The sequence below is a fragment of the Burkholderia oklahomensis C6786 genome (assembly GCF_000959365.1).
Lineage (GTDB): Bacteria > Pseudomonadota > Gammaproteobacteria > Burkholderiales > Burkholderiaceae > Burkholderia > Burkholderia oklahomensis.
The window spans coordinates 281,268-299,204 of record NZ_CP009555.1 but is presented as its reverse complement, the minus strand read 5'-3'; the positions used below and the strand labels follow the sequence as shown (position 1 = coordinate 299,204).

Genomic DNA, 17,937 nt, shown 5'->3' with positions numbered 1-17,937 from the left:
CGCATCGGCGAGCTATCCGTCACTCGACCGGCCCGGGTTTGCTTCAGCGCGGACGTCGAACGTCTAGGCGAGCAGCAGCAAGGCATCCGCGAGCGACAGCACCGTGGTGCGCGAATCGAATGCGGTGGAGAACAGATGTTCATGGACCACCTGATCCGGGTCGTAACAGCAATCCTTGACCGTGTACAAGCGGAAGTCCGCGTCGCTCGCATACGCGACCGACGACAGCACGACGCCGGTCGACGCAATGCCGACCATGATCAGCGAATCGATACCTTGTGCGAAAAGCCGTGCCTGCAGATCGGTGCCGAAGAACACGCTGGCGCGATGCGCGATGATGACCGGTTCACTGGCCTGCCGGCCTAATTCCGGCGAGGTCCCGTCGTCGACGAAAAGGCCAAGTTGCTTGATTCCCTGTCCATTCTTGTTCAATGGACTGACCTCCGGATAGCCCGGACTGAACCGGAGGTTGGCGAAATAGACGCTGACGCCTTTGGCCCGCGCCGCGTCGCATAGCTTGCGCGTATTGGCGAGCAAGGCCGGTGCGACCGATGGAAAGAGCCCGAGAATGTCGGTCTGATAATGCATGACGACAAGCGCGGTTTGCGCCGGCACGATTGCCGGAATCTGCGAACTCATGCGCTGCGCGGACGCGCTGCTGATCCCGTCGTTCCCGCTGCCGCCGGGACTCGCGCCGGCTGCCATTGCGCTATCTAATACGTTTTCCGGATTCATGACTGACGCCACCCAATAGTCGCTGGCAACGCTACTGCCTCCATTTATACGTCTCCTTTGCTTCGGCATGCGGTTCATATTCTCAACCTGAGAACGTCGAACGCAGCGAAGCATCTTTTTGTCAATACGACGCTTCGCTGCCGTGGAAATAGTACTTCATGTCGTCACGCCGGCAACTATGAACAAAGAAGTGCAAGGATCAGGGCCTGTCGGCGCTCGGCGAGTATGCGATCGACGAGATCGTGTTGCGCGGGCCGCCGGCGACGGTGGTGACTCGCAATCGATCGGCGAACCTGCGCGCGACGTCGAAGACAAACCGCGATGGCAACTGGTCGAATGCGAAGCTCGCCGATGTCGTCGGCGACATCGCGCGTCGCAACAAGTGGGCCGCCGCGTGCTCGATCGACGTTGTCGTGCCGCGTGCGGACCAGTTCGGCGAGAGCGACTTGCACTTCGTCACGCGGATCGCGCGGCAGTACGGGGCGACCGCGACCGTGAAGGCCGGCAAGCTGATCGTGATGCCGATCGGCGGCGGCAAGAGCGCGAGCGGCAAGGCGCTGCCGTCGCTCGTGCTCAAGCCGGATCGGCTGATCGATTACGGGATTGCGTTTCCGGATCGCGCGAGCTTCGCGGCCGCGCGCACGAAGGTGCATGACGCGAAGTCGGGTAAGAAGATCGATCTCGTCATCCCGAATCCGAAGGCGCCGCCCGGTGCGGCGGCCGTGCACACCGAGCGGCACGCGTTCGCGAGCCCGCAGGCGGCGAAGGCCGCGAAGGCCGCTGCATCCGCGCGTCTGGCGAAGCTCAACCGGCACACGGCCACGAACCGATTGCGGATGCTCGGCCGCCGCCGACGTGGCGGCGGAGAAGACCGTGACCTTGACGGGTTTCAAGCGCGACGCGGACGGCGACTTCCTCGTCGAGTCGGTGACGCACGAATACGCCGGCCGCAGTTGGGAGACGGAAGTCGCGCTCAACGCCGGCAACAAGGGCAAGGCGAAGGCCGGTCACGGCAAGAAGCAGGCGAAGAAAATCAACCTTGTGATCCCGTCGACAGAATAGTGCCGTGCAGGTCATTCGTAGCAGAGGCTGCTTACAGTCGACGAGAGCGACTATCTCAACCGGCATCGGTAATCCGTTGAAACAGTCGATGTGTGCCGTCCTTACCCAAGGGTGCGACAGGGAATATATCGATATAAATTTCCTCGAATCCTCGGGCAAGGATCAATGCAACGATTTTTGCGGAGTCTTCAGAAGCCGATCGCAATAAATCCAAAGCTCCTGTTTTGGGGTTTTCCTCCGCCGTCGCCCGTGTTGGCCTGGAAGGAATTCTGGTTGACGAACGGAACGGCTACGCCATCCAAATTGCTTTCGTTGGTGCCGCCGTAATTGTTTTGGGTTGCAACGACTGCAGGAACTGTCGAGAAGCCAGCATTGAAAGAGACGGTGTATTTCCCCGTATCGATTCTTTCGACGGCGAAGTTTCCGCTGCCACTTTTGATGGTTCCATCTGCATTGACGGAACCCCATATAATCCGAGAATCGGCCATTTCTTTTCTCCAAAAAAATTAATTGATTTTAAAATGGTTCACCATTCCATTGTGGCGAGGATGTCAACAATCAAGGCATGCTGCCCGTTGAATTTCCAGAATGGAACTGCCGCGTATATAGATGATAGGGCGTGGTGGCGTTGATTGAAGGCTACCAATTATGGTAGGTGTTAGAGGGGGGTATTTGTAGCGGGGTCGAATTAATAACTATGTTCTATTAAGACAGTGGATCAATCTGTTTGCTGTTAATGATATTGGCTGTTTGTGATGTCGAGTGCGTGTTTTGAGTGTCGTCCGAGGTGACTTGAACGGCATTTTTATTTAGGGGCAATGTGAAAGGCGAAATTTCGGCGAGCGCAGCGAAGAGCGCCCCGCCAGTAGCGTCGTCGCTGTGGCTGTCGGCATTCGTGCTCGACGCGAACTGGTGGATGTCGCTGCTCGTATCGATTCCGACGGGCGGCTACATCTGCCTTCAGTGGCTACTACCGGATCAAAAACAAGGGCCGTCGTGGGGCAAGCATGATTAAGGTTCCGAAGAAAACGCTCGCGGGTGTGGTTGGCGTGATCGCGGCCGGCGTGCTGGCGGTGGCCGTGCCGAAGTTCGAAGGCGTCAAGCGGGTGGGCTACCTCGACCCGATCGGCATTCGTCGCGCCAGCGGTCAACGCTGCCGAAGTCGCGTTTGATCGCGGCCTCGGGTGTGCGGTCAATTGACCTGCTCGCGCCGAGGTTCTCGAAGTGGATTTCGTGCAGGATCATCGAATTCGCGGCGACCAGTTCCTCGCGCTTCAGACCGTTTGGCACGAACACGGGCGTGCTCCCTGGGGCGATCCCAGCCAACTGGTCCGTGATGGCGTTCAGACGTTTGACGGCACCGCCGGAGTTGTGCTCGTAATGGCCGACGATCAGTCTTTCGGACAGGTCCGGCAACTGGGCCGGATCGCAGGACAACGCTTTCATCTGGCATATCGCGGTCGTCCCCCAGATATGCATCAATGATGGAGTATCGGGTAAGCCACCAACCCGAAGAGTGCCGCAGCGGTCACGATCACTGGTTCCTGGAGCTTCTTGAAGCGCAACAGCAGCAGAACGGTTGCAATGGCGAGGACGGCTGTTGGTATGTCAACGATCGAGCGCTTCGCGATGACGAGAACGGAGCCCGTGATCGCACCGACGGCCGCCGCCGTGATACCGTCGACGAACGCCTTGACACCGGGGCGGTGTCCGTACTTCTTGACGTAAGGCGCGGGGATGACGGTGAACAGATAGCAAGGCAGGAACGTGCCGAGCGCGGCGACACACGCGCCGGGCAGGCCCGCCACCAGGTACCCGATAAAGCCGACGGTAATCACGACCGGCCCCGGCGTGATCATGGCGACCGCGACGGCGTCGACGAACTGCTTGTCGTTCAGCCAGTGATGTTCTGTCACGACGCCGCCATACAGGAACGGCACGATCGCGAGCCCCGACCCGAACACGAATGCGCCCGCTTTCGCGAAGAACGCGCCGATCTGCACAAGCTGCGGAAGATCGATACCACTAAGCAGACCGCTTGTAGCCGGCAGGCTGGCGCCGGCGAGTGCGTTCAAGCCGCTCTTGTGCAGCCATTTGGGCGGAGCGCGCCATAGCCAGCCGATTAGGCCGGCGACAATGAAGAGCCAGGCGATTTCCGATTCCGTGATGAAGGTGACGGTGGCAAGCGTCAGGAAAATGGCCCAGAGCAGCTTGTCGCTGCCGACGGTCTTCGTCGTGAGCTTGTAGGCGCTCATTGCGATGATGCCGACCACGGCGGCCCCGACGCCATAGAAAACCGCCTGCATCCATGACAGACCGCCGAACTGGGCGTAAGCGAATCCGAGTGCGAGCACCATCAGGAACGACGGCAGCACGAACGCGAAACCGACAAGCGTTGCGCCGAGTACACGGTAGTGGACGAAGCCGAGGTAGATCGCGAGCTGGGCGGCCATCGGCCCGGGTGCAAGCTGCGCCAGCGTGAGCCCTTCCTTGTAGTCGGCTTCCGTGATCCAGCCGCGGCGCTCGACGAGATCACGACGCATATAGCCGGCGAGCGCGACCGGTCCGCCGAAGCCGAATGTGCCGAGACGCAGCATGTACCCGACAAGCTGGCTCAATGAGTATGTCGGAGCAGTTGCCGTCGCGGTGGTCATGAACATCCCCTGGTTTCGCTCTTCCCGTTCGACGCGAAGTATGCGTAAAGCGCGTCGAGCACCGCGCCCATCTGTTCCAGCAACTGATCGTCGTTTTCAGCGCGTTGACGTGTGCCAGCCATGACGGCCTCGAAGCCGACCGCTTCGGGTACTGCGGGACCGCCGACATCGAGCGCATGCACGATCTCGCCGAGGCGCATCAACGCAGGGTCCTTGTCGAGCCCGAAGCTCGTGAGCAGCACCTCGAACGTCACGCGCTCGCCGACGTGGGTGAACGCGGCGCCGTCGAAATCGAAGCCCAGTGCGTCGGGCGGGCAATTCGCCGGCGACGCGAGCCAAATGAAGCGGGCTCGTGCGTCGATGAAGCGGCGGATCAGCCATGCGCTGGCGACGCGATCGACCCACATGCGCTGACGCGTCGCCCAGACGCGCCCTTGATACTCGCCGATCGCGAGCCGGCGGATCGGGCGCTCTGTGGCTTGCGGCTCACCAGGCGACAGCACCGTGTCGACAAGCGCGATGAAGTCCTGCCAGGCAACTTCCGCACGGATTGCCGAGTCGGCGGGGAAGTAGTCGATCGCGCGGATGGTGTCGTAATCCTTGCGCAGACGCCGCAGCAAGCGCGCCAGTTCCGTGGCGGATTGCCCAGAAAGCGTCTTGCGGGCATTCGAGAGCGCCCGAGTGAAGGTGGCGTAGTCCTCGTCGCGATCGAAGAGCGCGCGGAATTCCCGTTCTTGCGATGCGTCGAGGCTCGGCGCGCGTAACAGATGGGCGGTACCGCCGCTTTCGCCGATCGCGCCCGCGAGTTCGCGCAGTGTGCTTTCACGCTCTTCCGCGTACGGAAGCAGGTAAATGCCGTCGCGCAATACCGCGCAGCCCTTTGCCTTGAGCGCGCGCCAGAACCGCATACGAGCCGTCGCGTTCTCCGTCGGAAGGGTCAGAACAAGGAGCGACCAGGTCGAGATAGTATCCATGTAATGAATACTACTCACGCGTTATAATCTCTACAAGTTTTACTTCGAGGGCTTGCCGCGTGGCGTCGCTCCCCTATTGTCGCGGGCCGCTGTTCGAGCGTACCCGCCACGCGATTCACGGCTCCACGACAAGCGCCGTGTGCATGCCTGCTTCATAGTGCCCCGGCTTGTTGCAGATCAGCGCGTAGTGGCCGGGCGCGAGCTTGAATGACATGCGCTTGCTTTTGCCCGGTGCAATGTCCTCGACTTCCCCGATTTTTTTCAGCTTGTGCTCCAGCACCTGCCCCTTGCTGACGGGCAGCGCATTGTCGGCGAGGTCAGTCTTCAGCACGACGAGTTCGTGCTTCATGTCGTTGCCCGCGGCATTCTTGACGTCGAGTGTGACGCGGCCCGCCTTCACGCTGTGCGCCTCGAGCTGAATCGAGTCCGATAGCAACGTCGCCTTGACGGTTTGCTGCGCCCAGCTGGCATCCGGCGTTATGCCAAGCGCGGTCGCACTGGCGAGGATGGCGGTTCTGTAAGTGACGCGCATGGCTACCCCCTCTGAATCGAATCGATGCGCCTGCCGAGCGTCGAGCGATTGTGCCGTGCGCGGGTTCGTCGAGCACGCAAACGCGCTTGCCTGAACGACGGCATGAACGCTTCCTGCGGTGGGCGGTACGTGGAGTAAACGCGCTCCGTGGGCGGCTTATTCCTGGGGGCGCGTGTGTGCAATTCGGCCCGAGACGCCGAGAAGAGAGGTAACGAGAAACAGGGCGACCGGACGGCGCAGGAGAGAGCCCGCGTCTGGCCACTCGTTCACTGTTCCGTCAGTGAATCGGCCAAGGCCCTGCTACCTACCGGTAGGCGGGCCGGCTTCTACACCAAGTTTAATAACGGTTTTCACAATGGCCAATCCCGTCATTCCCCGGATCGGCGGAAGGCGTTGTCTTGCGGATCACATCATCCCGCGCTTTCCGAAACTCGATTGCTACGTCGAAGTGCTTGCGGGCGGGGCCGCGCTTTACTTTTTGCGACCGTCGGCCAAGATCGAGGTCATCAACGACAGCAACGACGAACGGGTGAACCTTTATCGAGTCGTCCAACACCATCTTGATGAGTTCGTGCGTCAGTTCAGATGGGCATTGACGAGCCGACAGGTGTTCGAATGGCCCAAGCATCCGATCCCGGAAACGCTTGCCGATATCCGGCGTGCGGCGCGGTTCTACTATCTTCGGAAAAGTTGTTTTGGCGGCAAGCTGGAGAGGCAGATCAGTACGATGTCCCGTTTCCGTTCGCGGAATACGAGAAGCTGGTCGAGCGACTGCGATCGATCAAGGGACGCGCGATCGTCAGTCTCAGTGATCATCCGGGGATCCGGCGCGTGTTCGACGGCTTTCGCATCGAGAGCGTGCCGATTCAGTGCACGGTGGGCGGGGGGAAGGTCGTCGAGCGCCGCGAACCGATCATTTTCAGTTGGGACGCTGCGGCGCAGCCGGTGGGACTGTTTTGATGAATGCCGCCGGCGCGGCAATCGCGCCGGTTGGTTCAGATATCAACGTAGGCGGGGAGCAGGTCCTGATCGACGAGCCGGATCTCGATGCGATTCGCGGTCGCCACGTGCTCGGGGTTGTCGACCGAGAACGGCGCGTCTGTAACGCTGACGATGACCGTGCCGGTCTGTTTGCCTTTGGCGAGTACGGGAATCAGTGCGCGGGCCTCGGGGACCTGCTGCTGCGTAATGACCTTCGGCAGGTAGAGCATCCAGCCGACGCCGGGCTTGTCGTCGAAAACCTGTTTGTCGAAGTAGCCTTGGGGCGATGCTTCTACGACAAGCGGATTGAATGCGGCGACGATCGCCTTGATCACATCGGCAAAATCGTCTGCGGTGGCGTAACAGGCCGGCACTCGCAAGCTCACGCTCAACGTATCGGGAACCACCTTTGCGTCCGATACGTGACATGAGATCGAGGCGCCTTCCTCGACGCTCGTTGCGACGTTCCAGATCGCAGCATGCGACACGCCGTGTTTGTTTCCGCGACCTCGCTCTGTCAAGACCGCGAGCGCGGGCGTGGACGGTGCTCCATCGGACTCAAAGGCAGGGTAGCTACTTGCCTCCTCCAGAGTGTCGCCCGTCAAGCACCAATTGGCACGCGCCATTGTCGGACTTTTCGTCGATAGCAAGTCGACGAGTCGCGATTCGCGTGCGAGCATCTCTTCATAGTCACGAGACGACAGAGTCGTGTCCCGGAACATCGTATTGATTTCCATGTTCGATCACGGTTGATAGACGGACGGAATACCCATACGAGCAAGCGCCGTGGCCATCTTTTTTTGAGCGAGCGGCGTTGCAAAGTACCACATCAGACGTGCGGGGGGATTGGCGCGCACGACGGTACCTTGCGAAATGATTTGGTCCTGCATGCTTCTGAATCCCTCAAACCACTGATCGGCTTTAGGTATGGTGCCGTCGAGAAACTGATCGTAGTTGCCCTTTGTCTCTTGAAGCAGGCATTCGCCCGGCTGAAATCCATCGAAATCAACACCCAGCCAGCGCCATTCCTCGCTCCAACGGCAGGCTTCGGTATCGAACGGAAAGCCGGTAATGCGCGCTTGGTAGCGATAAGAATTCCAGTTTACACCGTGATTTTGGCGGATCCGTGCGCCTGCGTCAGGTGGGCATTTCTTGCAGCTCTCTCCGGTGCGCGGCAAAGCCCGCACATCCGGCGTCGCCTTGCTGTCTTCCTTCGGCGTGTCACCCGACAGACTCGCCGTTCCCGCCACCGTCGCCCCGCCCAACAAGGCGACGCCAACGCGCGCCAAGATCGGACCAAGCTCCACCGCCGCCGCTTCCACGATCGGAACCACCAATCCCGCCATGTTCCAGCCCTCCGTCCGGGTGTTCGATGCGCCATCTGATGACGCGTAGATAATCATGAAAACGCGCGTCGGCCGAGCGGCCGGGGCGCGTGATCCACGCCTTCGTCGCGGGCTTTTCGTAGAAGCCCGGCGCATACGCATCGAGCCTCAGAAACGCGACGATGTTCTCGTCTTTCTGAATACCGAACGCGCGTGCGGCGCGATACGCGGTCCATAGCCGGGACGGCAAGCCGCCGTCATCGGCGAACGCCGGATTCTCCTTCACGAGATCCTGCCGAACGCGCTCGACGAAGCCGCGCTCGTCGATTTCCGCCAGTCCGGCGACCTGTTCAGCGGTCAGTTCAAGCATGCGGATGCACTCCGGTCAGCCGTCCGTCGATCTCGACGAGCCAGTCGTACGTCGCGACGAAGAATTGCGTGCGCTGCGGGGCGCTCATTACGCGCGCGATGTCGGGCATGATGCGCGCATCGTAGAACCGGAGCAGCGCCGTGTGACCGTTCGGGAGCTGTACGTCGAGGTACTCGCGCAATTCGGCGGCGAGTCGATCGAATTGATATGCGCTGATCAGCCACGAGACGCCGATCGGCCCGGCCGCGAGCTCGGCCAGCACGCGCCGGATCGGCCCCGGCGCGAGCGCGTAGTCGATCAGCCAGGGGCCGTGATCGGCGAGCGACGCGTCGGGCGTGCCGTCGAAGAGCGCGATCGAAGAGTTCGCGCGGCGCAGCGGCGGGGCGTCCGACGCTTCGGCGAAGAGCAGGGCGTCGACCACCGCGAAGAGCCGCGCAGGCAGTGTGATTTGCTCGCGGCGCATCTCGAAATGCGCTTCGATATTCGGCGGCGTCATCATCCGCGTGCCACCATCGTCGCGGCATTCTTCGCCGCCGCCTTCAGGCATTCGAGGCAGAGCGTAGGGGAAGGGGCGACCGCGGCCGTCGCTGCGGCCACCGATCCGCCGGGCGAACCACCATCCCCGCGTTCGCCCGAGCCGACATCGTCGATCGTTCCCGTGCCCTGCGACGCGATCAGCTCCGCGCCGCAGGCCGTGCGCATGCCCTCGACGGCGGTGTCGCGGTCGCCGATCGTGTGCGGGTAGCGGCGTCCGAGCAGATCGGGGAGGATCGGGAAAACGCCTTTGCAGCGCGGGCAAAGTACCTTGTGGCCGACGCCGGCCACATTGCGTCCGTTGAGCGTGAACGTCGGCGAGCCTTCGAGCACCTTGCCGCCGTGCGTCGTCGTGTCGCCGACGCAGATGATCGCGCGTTTTGCCACTTCGCCCTCTCATGGAAATTTGCACGCAAATTTACCATTGAGCGGGCGGTGCTCGGTTTTTACGGTTGTACGGTCACGGCACCTGTCAGGCTTGACAGTTGTGCGGCACTCCGTCATGTCACGCACGCACACCGGCGTAGCGATTGCTGATTATCGCGCGCGCCGCCTGGACGCTCGCCCCCGCGACAACATCAGCGTCGCCGAAACACTGCGATCAGCTATCAGGAGACGCTCGATAGGCGCGTCGAGCGGCATTCGAATGGCGGTTCCGCTCTCTGCGCGTGTCAAAAACGATGCCGGATACCCACGGTAGCCGTGACCTGCGTATTCGTCGACGATGCCCCCAAGCCGTTGATGGACGCAAATCCGAGCGTCGCATCCGACGACACGCCGAATTGGCGCTGGTACACCGCTTCCGCGTACACGTCCGTGCGCTTGCTCAACGCGTAATCCGCCATCAGCGTGACCTGGTGCCACTTGGGATCGCCTGCGGGCGCGGCGCCGTCGTACCGACCGTCGGTGAACGTATAAGCACCCGCGAGCGACATGGCTGGCGTCAGCGCGTAGCGCGCGTTGATCTCGTAGTTGTCGAAACGCAGCGTCCGCATCGCGCCCGGCGGCGACGCCGGGGCGGTATCGTCGAGCATCGCGTGGGTCCAGAGGACGCCGACGGTCGCGCGGTCGAACGTATAGCTGCCGCCTGCGCCCATCACGCGCTGGCGCGCGGCCGGAAAGTTCGGCATGTCGTTGGTCGAGAGCGCGCCGTTTGCCGTCGCGCCGCCACGGTTGAGCTGCAGATAAGCGGCGGCAAGACTGATCGGTCCGTTGCCGTACGACACGCCGGCGCTGTAGGCGCGGTTGTGCGAAAAGCCTGCCTGGTTGCTGAATCCGTACATGGCGCCGAATTGCACTCCGGCGACAGCAGGGCTCGCGTATTTGACCGCGTTGTCGATGTAGAACGAATCGTCGATGTTGTCGTTGTCGAATGGATGGGCGGCCAGATTGTTGCCGTCGCCATTGCTCGCGAGCGCCATCGGTCCGAGGTAATCGACAACCGAATCGTATTGCCGGCCGAACGTCAACGTGCCGTAGTCGTCGCTCTGCAAGCCGACGTACGCGCGGCGTCCGAACACGGTGTTCTTGTAGGATGGCGAACCATTGTTGAGATTGAATCCGCTTTCGAGCCGGAAGATCGCGCGCAGTGCGCGGCCCAGATCCTCGGCGCCGCTCAGGCCGAACACCGTGTTCGACAGCAGGCCGCTGCCTTGCTGCCACGCACTCTTGCCCGACTGATTGTTTGTGTACGCGATGCTCGCGTCCAGCAGGCCGTAGAGCGTGACGCTGCTTTGCGCGTGTGCCGTCGCGGCTGCGCCGAACAGAGTGGCGTAAACCGCGCCGATGACTTGTTTCTTCATATTGGGATCTTTGAGAGGCTCGATCGAAAAGGAAGACTAAACGACCTTCAAGCGCAACCGGCGTCCGGCGCGACGTCTCGATGCTCGAGACGTCCGCCTAACGCCCGTGACGCTTGTCGGAAAGGTGCATGTGAACCGAAGGCCCGAGGCGAGTCGATCGATTGCCTTCGGGCTATTTCGACGCCACGTGTCGAATCGTTGCTGCCATGAAATGAGGCTTCCCGTTGCAACTTGGGACAAGCCGACAACGATCAATCGGTTGCGCGCATGCGCGTCGTGGGCGCACGGGATGCGGGCGGACGCGCCGAGCGGCGGATCGTGCCGAACTCGGCTTCCGGCAGGACGCACATGATCGACGACATCGCGTCGGATACGCACGCTCTCGCCAATTCCAGTTGCAGGCATGCTTGTCCGGTCTTGTTGTCGATGACCGCCGTGTAGATGTCGAGCGCGGGACCCAGCACCCGATGCAGCAGGCGGCGCACCTCGGTCAGGTTTGCGGTGCGGACGCGTATCGACATCAGAACCCGATGATCCGTCTTGCTCGTACCCGGCCGGATCGGGACGGTTCGATCACGAACGGTCGACCTCGATGCGTGGAAGGAAGGCAGTGCGATCGAATCGGAGTGGAGTCTGAGCGGCTTCATGCGTTTGTCTTCGCGCCACGGTGCGGCCTGCGTCACGGAGATCTCGTCTGGAACATGACGGGCATTCTAAGAATCGGCGGGACGATTCGGTGTATAGAGTGCGCACGCATCCGAAAAAATCGCGTAAACCAAGTGCCGCCGCGCGATGCGGAGCGGCGTAAAGCAGGAAGAGGGTAGCCGGCGCGAGCGGATCGCGCTCGATGTCGATAGCCGAACCGTACTCCGTGCGATCCGGCGTCGTCGATTTGGCGCGGCCGGGCATGAAGGCCATGCTGGTGCGAGGATTCGCACGACGCGACGGATATGGCAACAAGTCGTTCAGCGCGAGCAGTGTCGTGCACGCGACAGGCCAATGGCCGAGCCCAACGGCGAGCTTTCCACTGAAGCCGAACCTCCGGTCGCGTCCGTCAAACGAACTCGAACGTGCGCTCTCGGCGTTGCCGAGCGCGTCCGCGTGAACCGACTGCATGCGTACTGCCGGCCGCATCGCTGATGACCCGTACGTCGTACCCGGCCTGGGCTTTGAGCAGCATCGTTCCATGCCGGATGACGCGCTCGGATTGCGGCACCCAGAACATGTCGTCGGGAACCGATGTCTCGGCGGGATCGGGCATTTTCCTCGCATCGTGCAGCGAGCCGCTCTCATACCCTTTCGCTCGCCATTTGCGCAGCACGCGGTCGATTTGCGCGTCGAGCGCTCGTTTCTGGTCCGCAGACAAATGGTCTTCGCCGAAGCTCAATGCGACGGCGATCGCGATATCCTCGATGTCGTGCGATACGAAGATGTTTTGCCCGCACATGCCGCCCGCTGCGTCCGCGATCGCGTTTGCGTCGTCCTGCAGTTCGGTATGAGCGTCGCGCCAAGCGCCGATGCCGACCGTCGGCGCGCTGCTCGTCTCGTCGGGCATCGCGGCGGCCTGTCGTGGCCGATGAAACGAAAGACTGACGATGGCGGGCGGCCGCACCTCGTCGTACAGCAAGTAGTAGTAAGCGGCGGAGAGGATGGCGATCGGCACTGCGACGGGAGCAATCGCCCAGATCGCGCCTTCCGACGCATAAGCCGCAACCGCGACAGCGAGCGCCGGAACCGCGAAGGCGAGCAATTTGCCCGCAAGGAAGCCGAGCGTGAAGGGCAGCGGCCGGATGATCGGCCGTTTGCGCCGGTTCAGCCATTTGCCGGGAACCGGCCGCTTCAACAGCCGATGGAACAAGAGCGCGATGAATGTCACGACCAACGCCGTGCTCGCGTATGCAAAGTACTTCGAATTGGCGAGCGACATCAATTCGGACATCACATCGAGTGGAACGTCATGCCCGGCGATTGGCGGCGAGATCGTCCGGTAATGCCGCACGAACGCGATGGTCAGGTGATAGGCCGCGTACGCGGATGCGCCCGTCGGAACCAGCCAGTCGAAAAACCACCGCTTGGCCCACCCGAATCGGCCTGCCTCCATCTTCGGCGGCGGCATGCGCAGATAGCGGTTCTTGAAAACGGACAGGTTATTGCGCCACGTCGTTCTATCAGGATGTTTCATCGTTGGAATCGGTTGTCGTCGTGATGGCTGGCGAATGCGAAAGCGCGGCGCGCGCCGCATCGGCCAAGCGGCCCGACCGGGTTATCGGCACGTATCGAGAGAACTGAATGGCGCGCTTGCCGCATGCGCGAGTTGCGCGGCAAGCGTCCTAAAACTGCTTGGTCAACTCGACTCCACCATAGACCGAACGCGGCTGCCCCTTCGTCTTGTTCACGCCGGCAAAGCCGCCGATCGTGAATCCCGCGCCGAGCTGAATGCCCGTCAGCACGAGTCCGCCCTGTGTCGCGTGATAGTCGGGGTCGCCGTGCCTGATCACTTCGACGCCGGCCCACGCATTGCCGAACGCGCGATGCAGAAACCGCAGCCGGCTCCAGTATGCGTCGGGACCGAACGTATAGTTGGCGATGCCATGCACCGCCCAGTCGCGTCCGAACTGATGCTGGCCTTGCAGGCCGACCACGAAGCCGAATTGGCTCCCGTCGGCGTGCGCGTTCGCGCCGGGCGGGCTGACGTGATTGTGGCGATAGCGGCCGCCCGCCGAAAGCTCGATCCATCCGCCTTGCCACGCCGTCTGCGCGCCGAGCGCGAGTTCGACGCTTTGCCCGCGTACGCGCACCGTTTCGCCGTTGGCGCCGTATCGATAGTAGTAATCGCCGATCGCGAGACGATCGACCAGATAGCGGCTCGAGAAGAACGGTGCGACACCGCCCAGGTACTCGTAGCGCTCGCCTTGCTCGCCGATCGACGCGCCGCCGAACAGCAGCGGCTCGCCGGCGACGGCCGCTTCGCTAGAAATGGCGAAGGCCGCGATGAACAGGAGCCGGAGCGAAGTCCTCGGTTTGATCGGCGCGATGAGGGGCATGGCTTGTGTCGCTCGCATGGTCGGTTGATGCATCGTGTGCTTTGACGTCGTAGAAGTACATCGAGCCTGTCGGCGTTTCGAGTTCCTCTCTTTTTTCCAATGCGATCCAGTCGGAGCGCTCGGCGTCCGAGACATGCTGCGTCAGCATGGTGCGCGCGTCGATCTCGCATTCGGCGATGCTGGCGATCAACCGCACGTCGTCGACGTCGTGGGCGAGATAGGCGATCGCGACGGGAACCGGTTCGCGCAACGACTGTTGATACAGCAGCCCCGCACGCCAGCGGAAGTGCTTGTCGAACAGGCCGACGTGGTTTTCGCGATTGCCGGTGAGACGCGCGAACCATGTCGGCGGCGGGACTTTTCCGGCGCCCCAGTCGAACTGCAGGCTGCTGCCGAACAGAAACGCCTCGAGCAGATGAACCGCCTCCGCGGGCTCCCAGTCGAATCGCAATCCGAACCTGCATTCGGCGTCGGGGGCGTGCGGATCGAGGTCGACGGAGGTGACCGTCGCACGCGTCTGCACGGTGAGGTTGGGCAGATAGAGCGCGATGTCGATGGATGCGCCGGGCGGCGGTGTCGACGCGGCGATGCCGGCATAGAGCGAGCCTTGCGTCGACAGGTTTTCCGTCAGCCCGAGCGAGCCGTGCCCGCCGTACGTGACGCGCATCGGGATGTGCAGCGGGAAACGATATTCGGCGCGTCGATTGCGCGCGCGATGCAGACTGAATCGGATGATCGCAAGCGCCGTCACGATGTTGTTGAGCGACCACAGCGAGTTGGCGATGTCGACGCTCGCCGTCAGCGTGCCGTTCGCGGTCCGGTAGAAGCCGATCGGCAGGCCGAGTATCGTGACGACCGCGATGGCGGTCGTCGGCACGAGCCATAGCCACGCTCGCCCCGCGATCGACAGTTTCTTGTTCGTGACCGAAAAGCGGATCTTCCGGCGAAAGAACCCGAACGACGTCAGGACGAACGTGAAGAACCTGGCCATCTCGTACTGCTCGTTCACGAACAGCGCGCCGTAGCCGCGCGCGAACTTCACATATACGACCAGGGAAAGAATGTAATAGAGCAGGAAGTACGCGATGAATTCCCGCATCGGCGCGGTGATCGGCAGGATGCCGAAGAAAAACACGGCGGGCGACGACACGTAGAAGACGAGCTTCTGCCAGCCCTCGAAATAAACGAGAATCGACGCCAGATAATTGAGCCGCTGCGCGAGCGTGAGCCCGCGGCCCGTCAGGATGCGCTCGCGTCGGAACATTTGCATCGCTCCCATGCCCCAACGCAGCCGCTGGGCCAAGTAGGCGTCGATGCTGTGAGGCGCGAGGCCGAACGCGAGCGATTCCGGCTGATAGACCGATTTGTATCCCTTTTGATGCAGCCTGAGCGACGTGTGGATGTCCTCGGTGACGGTGTCGACCGCGAATCCGCCCACCGCTTCGACCGCGCTGCGCCGCAGTACCGCGCAGCTTCCGCAGAAGAACGCGGCATTCCAGGTGTCCTTGCCGCGCTGGATCACCTTGAAGAACAGGGATTGCTCGCTCCACAGCCATCGGCCGGATGCGCGGTGGTTGAAGGAATCGGTGTTGTAGAAATCCTGCGGCGTCTGGACGAAGGCGACCGCGGGGTCCTTGAAGTAGCCGAGCGTGCGCTTGAGGAAGTCCTTGCGCGGTGCGTGATCCGCGTCGAAGATCGCGACGAACTCGCCTTGGCTGTGCGACAGTGCGTGGTTCAGGTTGCCTGCCTTGGCGTGAGTGTTCTGCGCGCGGGCCAGGTACTCGCATCCGAGTTCGCGAGCGAGCGCGCGCATCGATTCGCGATTGCCGTCGTCGAGCAGCCAGGTCTTGTGCGGATAATCGATGCGCAGCGCGGCAAGCAGCGTCTGACGCACGAGGTCGACCGATTCGTTGTACGTCGGGACGAACACGTCGACCGTCAAGCCGTCGGGCGACGCAGGCACTATTCGGGCTGCCTGACGATACGTCATCAGCAGAAACAGCAGCCCGCTGACGAAGCCGAACAGTTCCGCGCAATAAAGCGGCACCGAGAACAACGGCACGTGCCAGTTGATCACGGTGACGCGCCAGCCCAGGTACCATATCCCGCTTATCACGTAGGCCGCGGCGAGTATCGACAGATACGACGGCGGGCGTTTGATCGGCATGTCTCGCATAGGCCCCCTCGACCGAATGTCGTCGCGACGACGATCCGGATGTGGTTGATTCGAGCGACGAGCTTTCCGCATCGACGACTCGAGCGGGCGGATGGCTCGAGGCGCGCGTTCTTCGGCTTACGAAGCGACGACGCGATTGCGGCCTTCGTGCTTCGCGCGATAGAGCAGCTTGTCTGCGGCGCTCAGGATCTCGTCGACGGTGTCGCCGTCGCGTCCGTATTGAGATACGCCGATGCTCACGGTCACGGGCGTATGCCTGCCGTCGATGCCGAACGATGCGTTCGCGATCGAAGTCCGGACGCGCTCGGCGATTCCGCTCGCGGCGTCGGCGAGCATCCGCGGCAGCAGCACCATGAACTCCTCGCCGCCGACTCGCGCGATGTGATCGTACGGGCGGATCGCGGTGAGACATTGCCGCACGAAATTGCGCAGCACGACGTCGCCGACCTGGTGGCCGTAGTTGTCGTTGATCGTCTTGAAATTGTCGAGGTCGAGCGCCAGCAGCGAAAACGCGGTGCCGTCCCGCTTCGCGCGCGCGATCTCCGCCTGCATCTGCTCGATGAACTTGCGGCGGTTCGATGCGCCCGTCAGCGGATCGGTGGTCGCGAGATGCTCGAGTTTCTGATTGGTGCGCTTGAGCTCCTGCAATGCGCCTTCGGTGCGCGCCATCGATTCGGCGAGCCGCGCCATCAGATCCTGCTGGCTGTAGACGGTTGAGAATGAGCGGGACGTCATCAGCGCCTGAACGACGCCGAAGCTCAGCAGGAAGAATCCGCTTGCGAAGATCGCATGCGCGAGCCACCACATATGATTCCAGGGCTTGCCGAGAATGAATGCGACCGACGACAGCGCGAACCACATCACCGAGATTCCATAGACGAGCATCAGCGGCGTGCGGATGCGGCGCACGAGCAGCAGTGCGACGTTGGCGAGCGACACGATCATCGCGCCGCCCTCCATCGACACCCGCGTCCAGAGATTGCCGGCGATCGGCGAATACGCGATCGCGGCGACGATGAGGCAGACGACGACGTAGCCGGCGATCCACGGCAGCCAGGTCGAGCGCTGCGTACGCCGCTCGCGCGGTTCGGCGTCCTTGAAGTAAGTCAGTTGCCCGATAAGCAGCAGGAGCGACATCACGAGGCGCGACGCCGGCCCGTACAGCAGGAATAGCCAGATGTTCCGATGAGCCATCCCGGTGAATGCGCCGTGCAGCGAATAGATCAATGCGAAGCCGAAAAAGCCGAGCGTGAGCCAGCGCAGCAGCGGCTCGCCCGACGACAGGTAGCAGCGCCAGGTCACGTAGGTGACGAAGAGGCCCTCGAGCGTCGCGGCGGCGATCGCCAGTTCGTGAAACTGATGATTCTCGAATGTCAGGTGCGGGTCGATGAAGTACCACAGATATGCGATCAGGATCGCGGGCGCGAGCGCGAAGCCGATCAGCATGCATGCGGTATAGATCCGGGCGATCGTGCCGATCACGCGCGGCGATTCATGGGCGGTGAAGACAGTGCTCACGGTGGCCTCCGCAACGCTGTTCCGTATTTCGATGTGGGAAACCAGCGCGGAACGTCTTGCGGCGAAACGCCGTCACGTCTGGTGTCGCGCTGCCTCGTACCGCTATTCGTTAATCGCTTGTCTGACGAGAGTATAGGCGGCGCCATTCGTTTGACAATACGGTCATACCGGTTTCATGCACTCGGACGCGTGGCCGAAACGGCCGATTGTTCAACTTTGAGCAGCAGACG

The 17,937-nt window shown here is 62.1% G+C and carries 18 protein-coding genes and 3 pseudogenes; 4 read left to right on the top strand and 17 right to left on the bottom strand.

The window, feature by feature from the left end:
- Positions 1-63 precede the first annotated feature (63 nt).
- Positions 64-735, bottom strand: a complete 672-nt coding sequence (locus BG90_RS01365; protein ID WP_374189758.1) for a cysteine hydrolase family protein — start codon at positions 733-735, stop codon at positions 64-66.
- 200 nt (positions 736-935) lie between these two features.
- Here BG90_RS01365 and BG90_RS01360 point away from each other — a divergent pair.
- Positions 936-1,797: pseudogene (locus tag BG90_RS01360) on the top strand (phage late control D family protein); the annotation flags it as partial.
- 188 nt (positions 1,798-1,985) lie between these two features.
- On the opposite strand, the gene BG90_RS34485 reads toward BG90_RS01360, so the two are convergent.
- Positions 1,986-2,285 carry a hypothetical protein gene (locus BG90_RS34485; protein ID WP_124072289.1) on the bottom strand — a complete coding sequence of 100 codons (300 nt, stop codon included), beginning with the start codon at positions 2,283-2,285 and terminating at the stop codon, positions 1,986-1,988.
- A 332-nt stretch (positions 2,286-2,617) separates the two neighbouring features.
- On the opposite strand from BG90_RS34485, the gene BG90_RS01355 reads away from it, so the two are divergent.
- Both BG90_RS01355 and BG90_RS37120 read left to right on the top strand, forming a co-directional pair.
- On the top strand, positions 2,618-2,812 hold the full coding sequence (locus BG90_RS01355) for a hypothetical protein (protein ID WP_010102700.1): 195 nt from the start codon (positions 2,618-2,620) through the stop codon (positions 2,810-2,812).
- Positions 2,805-2,930 (top strand): annotated as a pseudogene (locus BG90_RS37120) (lysozyme); the annotation flags it as partial. The gene BG90_RS01355 and the pseudogene BG90_RS37120, both read left to right, overlap by 8 nt.
- Here the strand turns inward: BG90_RS37120 and BG90_RS36060 are convergent.
- The 4 genes from BG90_RS36060 to BG90_RS01335 all read right to left on the bottom strand — a co-directional run bounded on the left by BG90_RS36060 (position 2,896) and on the right by BG90_RS01335 (position 5,957).
- Positions 2,896-3,243, bottom strand: coding sequence for a superoxide dismutase (locus BG90_RS36060; RefSeq protein ID WP_157135613.1), 348 nt, complete (start codon positions 3,241-3,243; stop codon positions 2,896-2,898). The pseudogene BG90_RS37120 and the gene BG90_RS36060 overlap by 35 nt on opposite strands.
- Before the next feature lie 32 nt (positions 3,244-3,275).
- Positions 3,276-4,451 carry a chromate transporter gene (locus BG90_RS01345; RefSeq protein ID WP_025989754.1) on the bottom strand — a complete coding sequence of 392 codons (1,176 nt, stop codon included), beginning with the start codon at positions 4,449-4,451 and terminating at the stop codon, positions 3,276-3,278.
- Positions 4,448-5,425 (bottom strand): chromate resistance protein ChrB domain-containing protein, encoded by a 978-nt coding sequence (locus tag BG90_RS01340; RefSeq protein WP_025989755.1) that lies wholly within the window; start codon positions 5,423-5,425, stop codon positions 4,448-4,450. The genes BG90_RS01345 and BG90_RS01340 overlap by 4 nt, the downstream gene beginning before the upstream one ends.
- A 115-nt stretch (positions 5,426-5,540) precedes the next feature.
- A complete protein-coding gene (locus tag BG90_RS01335) occupies positions 5,541-5,957 on the bottom strand; it encodes a plastocyanin/azurin family copper-binding protein (protein ID WP_010102708.1) in 417 nt (138 codons plus the stop codon).
- 355 nt (positions 5,958-6,312) lie between these two features.
- On the opposite strand from BG90_RS01335, the pseudogene BG90_RS01330 reads away from it, so the two are divergent.
- Positions 6,313-6,917: pseudogene (locus tag BG90_RS01330) on the top strand (DNA adenine methylase).
- Positions 6,918-6,952: 35 nt separating this feature from the next.
- Here the strand turns inward: BG90_RS01330 and BG90_RS01325 are convergent.
- The 11 genes from BG90_RS01325 to BG90_RS01280 form a co-directional block, all read right to left on the bottom strand.
- A complete protein-coding gene (locus tag BG90_RS01325; RefSeq protein WP_025989757.1) occupies positions 6,953-7,675 on the bottom strand; it encodes an immunity 52 family protein in 723 nt (240 codons plus the stop codon).
- A gap of 6 nt (positions 7,676-7,681) precedes the next feature.
- Complete coding sequence (locus tag BG90_RS30935) at positions 7,682-8,275, bottom strand: restriction endonuclease fold toxin 5 domain-containing protein (protein ID WP_232239090.1); 594 nt, start codon at positions 8,273-8,275, stop codon at positions 7,682-7,684.
- Positions 8,160-8,633, bottom strand: coding sequence for a hypothetical protein (locus tag BG90_RS37115; RefSeq protein ID WP_045568024.1), 474 nt, complete (start codon positions 8,631-8,633; stop codon positions 8,160-8,162). The genes BG90_RS30935 and BG90_RS37115 overlap by 116 nt, the downstream gene beginning before the upstream one ends.
- Complete coding sequence (locus BG90_RS01315) at positions 8,626-9,132, bottom strand: DUF4123 domain-containing protein (protein WP_082094582.1); 507 nt, start codon at positions 9,130-9,132, stop codon at positions 8,626-8,628. Before BG90_RS01315 ends, BG90_RS37115 begins: the two co-directional genes overlap by 8 nt.
- Positions 9,129-9,554 carry a PAAR domain-containing protein gene (locus tag BG90_RS01310; RefSeq protein WP_045568023.1) on the bottom strand — a complete coding sequence of 142 codons (426 nt, stop codon included), beginning with the start codon at positions 9,552-9,554 and terminating at the stop codon, positions 9,129-9,131. Before BG90_RS01310 ends, BG90_RS01315 begins: the two co-directional genes overlap by 4 nt.
- A gap of 284 nt (positions 9,555-9,838) precedes the next feature.
- A complete protein-coding gene (locus BG90_RS01305; RefSeq protein ID WP_010114776.1) occupies positions 9,839-10,969 on the bottom strand; it encodes a porin in 1,131 nt (376 codons plus the stop codon).
- A 251-nt stretch (positions 10,970-11,220) separates the two neighbouring features.
- Positions 11,221-11,652, bottom strand: coding sequence for a hypothetical protein (locus BG90_RS37110; RefSeq protein WP_232288870.1), 432 nt, complete (start codon positions 11,650-11,652; stop codon positions 11,221-11,223).
- A 371-nt stretch (positions 11,653-12,023) separates the two neighbouring features.
- On the bottom strand, positions 12,024-13,151 hold the full coding sequence (locus BG90_RS01295; protein ID WP_010114777.1) for a hypothetical protein: 1,128 nt from the start codon (positions 13,149-13,151) through the stop codon (positions 12,024-12,026).
- A 148-nt stretch (positions 13,152-13,299) separates the two neighbouring features.
- Positions 13,300-14,013, bottom strand: a complete 714-nt coding sequence (gene bcsS / locus BG90_RS01290; protein ID WP_010114778.1) for a cellulose biosynthesis protein BcsS — start codon at positions 14,011-14,013, stop codon at positions 13,300-13,302.
- Complete coding sequence (locus tag BG90_RS01285) at positions 13,940-16,180, bottom strand: glycosyltransferase (RefSeq protein ID WP_010114780.1); 2,241 nt, start codon at positions 16,178-16,180, stop codon at positions 13,940-13,942. The genes bcsS and BG90_RS01285 overlap by 74 nt, the downstream gene beginning before the upstream one ends.
- A gap of 126 nt (positions 16,181-16,306) precedes the next feature.
- On the bottom strand, positions 16,307-17,671 hold the full coding sequence (locus tag BG90_RS01280; RefSeq protein WP_010114781.1) for a sensor domain-containing diguanylate cyclase: 1,365 nt from the start codon (positions 17,669-17,671) through the stop codon (positions 16,307-16,309).
- Positions 17,672-17,937: the final 266 nt, after the last annotated feature.

Excerpts from the sequence above, each read along its gene's own strand:
- BG90_RS01365 (WP_374189758.1), bottom strand. The coding sequence starts at position 735 with ATGAATCCGGAAAACGTATTAGATAGCGCAATGGCAGCCGGCGCGAGT.
- BG90_RS34485 (WP_124072289.1), bottom strand. The coding sequence starts at position 2,285 with ATGGCCGATTCTCGGATTATATGGGGTTCCGTCAATGCAGATGGAACC.
- BG90_RS36060 (WP_157135613.1), bottom strand. The coding sequence starts at position 3,243 with ATGAAAGCGTTGTCCTGCGATCCGGCCCAGTTGCCGGACCTGTCCGAA.
- BG90_RS01345 (WP_025989754.1), bottom strand. The coding sequence starts at position 4,451 with ATGACCACCGCGACGGCAACTGCTCCGACATACTCATTGAGCCAGCTT.
- BG90_RS01340 (WP_025989755.1), bottom strand. The coding sequence starts at position 5,425 with ATGGATACTATCTCGACCTGGTCGCTCCTTGTTCTGACCCTTCCGACG.
- BG90_RS01335 (WP_010102708.1), bottom strand. The coding sequence starts at position 5,957 with ATGCGCGTCACTTACAGAACCGCCATCCTCGCCAGTGCGACCGCGCTT.
- BG90_RS01325 (WP_025989757.1), bottom strand. The coding sequence starts at position 7,675 with ATGGAAATCAATACGATGTTCCGGGACACGACTCTGTCGTCTCGTGAC.
- BG90_RS37115 (WP_045568024.1), bottom strand. The coding sequence starts at position 8,633 with ATGCTTGAACTGACCGCTGAACAGGTCGCCGGACTGGCGGAAATCGAC.
- BG90_RS01315 (WP_082094582.1), bottom strand. The coding sequence starts at position 9,132 with ATGATGACGCCGCCGAATATCGAAGCGCATTTCGAGATGCGCCGCGAG.
- BG90_RS01305 (WP_010114776.1), bottom strand. The coding sequence starts at position 10,969 with ATGAAGAAACAAGTCATCGGCGCGGTTTACGCCACTCTGTTCGGCGCA.
- BG90_RS01295 (WP_010114777.1), bottom strand. The coding sequence starts at position 13,151 with ATGAAACATCCTGATAGAACGACGTGGCGCAATAACCTGTCCGTTTTC.
- bcsS (WP_010114778.1), bottom strand. The coding sequence starts at position 14,013 with ATGCCCCTCATCGCGCCGATCAAACCGAGGACTTCGCTCCGGCTCCTG.
- BG90_RS01285 (WP_010114780.1), bottom strand. The coding sequence starts at position 16,180 with ATGCCGATCAAACGCCCGCCGTCGTATCTGTCGATACTCGCCGCGGCC.